Raw genomic sequence first — 6,019 nt, forward strand, 5'->3', positions numbered from 1 at the left:
TAAAGCAACAAGTTCAGAAAAAAAGTATATCAAAAACAACTATTCCCAACCGGCATACAGTTGGGAATAGTTATCTATAATATAGTATACTTATTTTCTGATACCAAGTTTTTCGATCAGTGCGCGGTAACCTTGCAGGTTATGCTTGCTTAAATAATTCAGCAGGCGTTTACGCTGGCCCACCATTGTCATCAGACCGCGGTGAGTAGAAAAATCCTTCTTATTTTGTTGAAGGTGTAAAGAAATACTGTTAATGCGTTCTGTCAACAACGCAATTTGTCCCTCTATGGAACCTGTGTTTGTAGCTTTGCCACCATGTTGTGCAAATATGCTCGAAACTTTCTCTTTTGTTAAATAAGGCATCTCAAATTGTTTAATGACATCCAAAAATTATCTTCTTATTTTGCCGGCAAAGGTATGTAATAAATTCTTATTGAGTTGATAGTGTGGGGATATTTTTTTAAAAAAAGCTATTTTTGGCCGTTTGAAGGTAATCAATAAAAAACAATCTTAATATTGAAAAAGAGCAGTTTGTGGTTTGTTGTTTATGGTTTGTAGTTGACGCCTGATTTCGAGGATCGCTATTAATCACCCAGCTCGTAAAATCACAAAATAGCCCTTATTTTGAGGCCCCAAATTAATTATGAATCCGGAAAAGCGTCGGAACCACTAACTACAAACCGCAAACCACAAACAGTAACTAATTAACCATCAGTAAATTAACTATAAAATAGCTACCCTAAAAAAACCGAATGAAGCACCTCGTTCTCGCCGTTACCAACGAACTCAATTACGATCAGCGGATGATTCGTATTTGTACGACGCTCGCAGGCGCCGGTTATTCGGTGACCCTGATCGGCCGGCGATGGGCCAAAACGCCTGCATTGGTGCCCCGTTCCTTCAATCAAAAGCGGCTTTTCTGCTTTTTCAAAACGGGTAAACTCAGCTATCTGGAGTATAACCTGCGATTATTTTTTTATTTATTGTTCCGGAAAGCCGATGCCGTTTGCGCCATTGACCTGGACACCATTCTCCCTTTATATTTTATTTCGGTACTGAAGCGCATCCCGCGTGTGTACGACGCCCATGAATTATTTTGTGAAATGAAAGAAGTGGTTACCCGGCCGGTTGTATACCGGGTTTGGAAAAAGGTAGAACAGTATACGGTACCTAAATTCAAACATGGCTATACGGTTAACCAGGCCATTGCCAATGAGTTTTATAAACTATACAACGTGCAGTATGAAGTGATGCGCAATGTACCTGTATTGCAACCCCTTGCCATACCAGATAAGCCGGAAAAATACATTTTATACCAGGGCGCGGTAAATGAGGGCCGCAGCTTTGAGACCCTGATACCCGCCATGAAATGGGTGAACGCCCGCCTGATCATATGCGGAGATGGCAATTTTATGCAGCAGGCGCAACAACTGGTACAGGAGTATCAGTTGACCGATAAAGTAATTTTTAAAGGAAAAATATTGCCGGCAGCATTAAAACAATACACCCTGCAGGCCTGGGCCGGGGTTACTTTGTTTGAAAATAACGGCTTAAATAACTATCATTCGCTGGGAAATCGCTTTTTTGATTACCTGCATGCCGGCTTACCGCAGGTATGTGTGAATTACCCGGCTTATCAGGAAATAAACAATCAGTACGTTGTTGCTGTTCTTATAAACGACTTGCGTCCCGAAACCATAGCCGGGGGGCTGAATGATTTATTGAATAACACAGAATTATATAACCGTTTGCAACAAAATTGTTTACAGGCCCGGGTGGCCATTAACTGGCAGGAAGAAGAAAAAAAGCTATTGGCCTTCTATAAAAATATACTGTAGTCATTGGAAAAGCATTTACATATTATTTCGTTCGATGTACCCTACCCTGTTGAGCATGGCGGCTATTTCGACCTGTTCTATAAATTAATAGCGCTGTATCAGCAAGGGATCCGTATCCATTTACATTGTTTTGAGAATAAACGCGAACAACAACCCGAACTGGAACAATATTGCGTCGAAGTGCGGTACTATCCGCGGCAGTGCGGGCATAAAGGCTTCTCCCATAAATTGCCTTATATAGTGGCTTCCCGCACCAATGCTGTGTTGGAAGACCGGTTATTGAAGGACAATTACCCCATTTTACTGGAAGGCGTGCATTGTACTTTCCTGCTGCACGATGAGCGGTTCAATAACCGTAAAATGATTTTGCGGCTGCATAACGTGGAGTATATATATTACAAGCAGTTATTTCATAGCTGCCATTCCCTGTTTCGAAAAATATATTACCTGCATGAAAGCAGGTTGTTGAAGCATTATGAAGAAACCATTGCCAATAAAGCGTTGATATTGGCGGTGTCGGAGCTGGATACCAAAACTTACCGGAAAGAATTTGGCGCCAAACAGGTAGCTACGTTGCCGGTATTCTTACCCTTTACGCAGATTGCTGCGCCGGAAGGCGTAGGTTGTTTCTGCTTATACCATGGGAACCTGTCAGTAACCGAAAACGAGCAGGCAGCCATCTGGCTAATGAAAAAAGTGTTCAACGATCTTAAAATACCGTTGGTGATCGCAGGAAAAAATCCTTCTGCCAAACTACAACGCGTTGCCGACAAGTATCATAATACCTGTCTGGTGGCCGATCCGTCGGAGCAGGAAATGCAGGACATGATCGGAAAGGCGCAGATAAACATACTCCCCTCCTTTAATATAACCGGTATAAAGCTGAAGCTGCTGAATGCCTTGTTTAACGGGCGGCATTGCCTGGTGAATGAAGCTACGGTGCAAAGCACGGGGCTGGAATCGGCCTGTCATATCGGAACCAATGCCAATGCATTTAAAAGCCTGGTCGTACAATTGTACCGGCAGCCGTTTGCGGAAGAAGAGATCCGTTTGCGAAAAACATTACTGCTTTCCACATTCGATAATAAGCAGAACGCCCAGCGTCTTATTCAATGGATATTTTAGCGTTGTCGATCACCCGGCCTCTTTCGGTGCGTACGGTGCGGGCGGGGTATTTATTGATGACAATATAGTCGTGGGTAGCCATAACAATAGCTGTACCGTAGTCGCGGGAGATATGGAACAGCAACTGCATGATCTCATCGGAGGTTTCGGGATCGAGATTACCGGTGGGCTCGTCGGCCAGGATCAGTTTGGGCGAATTGAGCAAAGCACGGGCAATATCAACACGCTGTTGTTCGCCGCCACTTAACTCAAAAGGCATTTTAAACCCTTTGGCTTTCAGGCCAACTTTATCGAGCACATCAATGATCTTTTCGTCCATCAGCTTTTCATCCTTCCAGCCGGTGGCGCGCAACACAAAGCGCAGGTTATCGTTTACGTTGCGGTCGGTGAGCAACTGAAAATCCTGGAAAACAACACCCAGGTTGCGGCGAAGGAAAGGAACTTTCTTCCAGTCCATCTCGCGCAGGTTAAAGCCCACAACGGTGCCATCACCTTCTTTTAAACGAAGGTCGCCATACATGGTCTTTAACAGGCTCGATTTACCGGTTCCGGTCTTTCCAACCAGGTACACGAATTCTCCTTTCTGTACTTTGAAATTTACATCCTGCAAAACGAGATTATTCCCCTGATAAATATTTACGTGCTTTAGGTCAATGATGTTGTCCTGCATACTGATCCGTTAAGTTGAAACAAAAATAAGCAATTCAACGCAGTTATACATTTTGTGTTTTGCAACTATTAGCAAGGCTTTAAGAGAAATGGGGAATTTGCTAAGACGTATTAGTAAAAACCGCAATTTAACGCTATGCTTTCAATTTACGGTATTACTATATCTTCAAAATTATAGTCAACCGGCAGATTGGTAAATTTGTCTTTTGTGATCTTAATTTTTGCTTTTCTGTTTACTATGTTAAAGTAATAAACTGAATATCCATACATAAACTGTTTATCATGTCCATTTATTTCAACACTACTAAAATTTGTATTTGAATGAGAATTAGTACTATTTACTCCTTCAATTGAATAACTGTCTTTAAATTTTGCAATGTCTGTATACAAAGGTTCAGTTGTAAAAGAAATTGAGTTGTTTGATGTTTGCGTTGTTTTATTATTAGCGGGAATTCGTTGTTCTATGATAATGCAAAATGTACTGTCACTTGTCATTACTTTTCTAAACCAAAGTCCATTGTCGGTATTGGGCAATGCCTCAATGACATCATAAATAATCTTATTTGTCGTGTATTTTGTCTTGTTAAGATAGAATTCCAGGGGACCTATTTCATTCTTTCCCGTTTTAAGGGCATTTACATTCAAAGTAAACTGTTCCCTGTCTGTGACATTAATATCGTTTGATATTTTAACCTTTCCGGCTAAAGACTTAAAGATATTTGTCCTTAAATGATTGATGTCAAGTGAGATTTGAAATGTTTCTTTTAATCTTGGTTGTGGTGTTGAAATTGTAAGTTCAATAACCTGGGGCTCAGCAAACATTGAATCGATATTTTGAGCCCGGCCAAAAGAAACAGATAAAAGAAAAGCAGTGATAAAAATTGTCTTTTTCATATTATTAAGGGGTGTCAATTGGAACCAACGGTCGGGTATCTGAAAAGTTGACCAGCAACTAATCAAACCTGTTTGAAAGTAGTGATTGTAATAAATCTCCTGGTTTTTAACCGTTAGACGCATTTGAAGAATTAACAAAAATTGTTTTAGGCCAGGTGCCCAGGCTGCAAACACTCATTCTGTTTGAAATTCAATCAATTACATATTGTAGAGCGTTGTAAATCCTCCATAATAGCTAGTAAAATGTCGACTCTGGGCCCTGTAGATGACAGGAACCCACAGCTATTTTCATAGGGAAATAATAGATATCCCGGAGATATTCCCGATATGTGCCGGAGGTAAGCCGCAGATATCTTCCCTTTTTTTATATCCGGCACATCTCCGGTTTAGTACAATTATACTTCTGAGTTGTTTCTATAATATGTAGGTATTTCAATACCTCACCCATTATTCATTCACCATTAAACCAACGTATATGGCACAACTATTTGGCGAATTGCTGTTCACCGGCTCCCTGCAAAACCTGAGCGCATATAAGATGCGCGGTTCAGACAAGATCATCCTCCGTAAAAAAGGCGGCCCCACAAAAAAGCAGATTAAGCATTCCCCTCGCTTCGATCTAACCCGCAGAAACAACAATGAATTTGGCGGAAGGGCCAAAGCCGCCGCTCAGATCAAACGCATCCTGCATCCATTGATGTTCCTGGCTGATTATAATATTACCGGTCCACTCAATGCTCTGTTAAAGCCTATTCAAAAAATGGATACCCAAAACGAACCAGGAAAGCGGAACATTTTGCTATCTCAGCATTCGCGGTTACTGGAAGGATTTACCCTGAACCGGCGATACCTGTTCGAATCCATTGTACGGACGCCGGTGTCGTGTACCATACAAAAGGAAAAGGTGATCGTAGACCTGCCGGCTTTGTTACCGGGACTCAACTTTATGGTGCCCGGAAATTATTCCTGGTTCCAATTTATCGCAGTGGCGGGACTGGTATCCGACCTGTATTCAGCACATGGCTATAAGCCAAAGGGAGAACGTGAGTATATTTCGGAATACGCGGAATCAGAATGGTTGCCGGTGAACACCCCCACCGCTGCCGGTAAGCTGATCGTAAAAGGATTGCCAGCACAAAAACCAGCTACCTGCAGCATTATGGTTGCAATAGGTATTGCCTTTGGAACCCTACGGGGCGACCATATTGAACCGGTGAAATATGTTGGTGGGGCGAAGGTGGTAGCGATGGAGTGATGCCAGAAGGAAATTGCCAACCAGCTTCGGATGTTTCAACAATTTTTTGTAATCTCGGGACGCTGAACGATTCCGTTAGAACGTTCACCCCTGGTGGCATTAGTTGCAAGGCTGTGACTGATGTGGCGAAGGCGTGACACGAACGAAGGCTTTTACGAGTATAATTAATAGTTAGTACATTGAATAATAATGTTTTGTAAGTTCTTTATGGATATAGACACTATACAGACCATATATT

The 6,019-nt window shown here is 41.9% G+C and carries 6 protein-coding genes; 3 read left to right on the forward strand and 3 right to left on the reverse strand.

The features are described 5' to 3' along the window. Positions 1–90 precede the first annotated feature (90 nt). Positions 91–387, reverse strand: a complete 297-nt coding sequence (rpsO, locus tag FAM09_RS17700) for a 30S ribosomal protein S15 (protein ID WP_243751698.1) — start codon at positions 385–387, stop codon at positions 91–93. Between the two features lie 365 nt (positions 388–752). On the opposite strand from rpsO, the gene FAM09_RS17705 reads away from it, so the two are divergent. Together FAM09_RS17705 and FAM09_RS17710 are read left to right on the forward strand one after the other, a co-directional pair. Then, positions 753–1,838, forward strand: a complete 1,086-nt coding sequence (locus tag FAM09_RS17705) for a glycosyltransferase (protein ID WP_243751699.1) — start codon at positions 753–755, stop codon at positions 1,836–1,838. 3 nt (positions 1,839–1,841) lie between these two features. Further along, a complete protein-coding gene (locus FAM09_RS17710; protein WP_136578453.1) occupies positions 1,842–2,963 on the forward strand; it encodes a glycosyltransferase in 1,122 nt (373 codons plus the stop codon). Here FAM09_RS17710 and FAM09_RS17715 read toward each other — a convergent pair. Both FAM09_RS17715 and FAM09_RS17720 read right to left on the reverse strand, forming a co-directional pair. Beyond that, on the reverse strand, positions 2,944–3,633 hold the full coding sequence (locus FAM09_RS17715; protein WP_136578454.1) for a cell division ATP-binding protein FtsE: 690 nt from the start codon (positions 3,631–3,633) through the stop codon (positions 2,944–2,946). The genes FAM09_RS17710 and FAM09_RS17715 overlap by 20 nt on opposite strands. Before the next feature lie 146 nt (positions 3,634–3,779). Beyond that, positions 3,780–4,526, reverse strand: coding sequence for a hypothetical protein (locus tag FAM09_RS17720; protein ID WP_136578455.1), 747 nt, complete (start codon positions 4,524–4,526; stop codon positions 3,780–3,782). A gap of 475 nt (positions 4,527–5,001) precedes the next feature. Between FAM09_RS17720 and FAM09_RS17725 the strand changes: the two genes are divergently transcribed. Then, positions 5,002–5,781, forward strand: a complete 780-nt coding sequence (locus FAM09_RS17725) for a hypothetical protein (RefSeq protein ID WP_136578456.1) — start codon at positions 5,002–5,004, stop codon at positions 5,779–5,781. The last annotated feature ends 238 nt before the right edge of the window (positions 5,782–6,019 follow it).

The organism is Niastella caeni, from assembly GCF_004834005.1.
GTDB classification, from domain to species: Bacteria; Bacteroidota; Bacteroidia; order Chitinophagales; family Chitinophagaceae; genus Niastella; species Niastella caeni.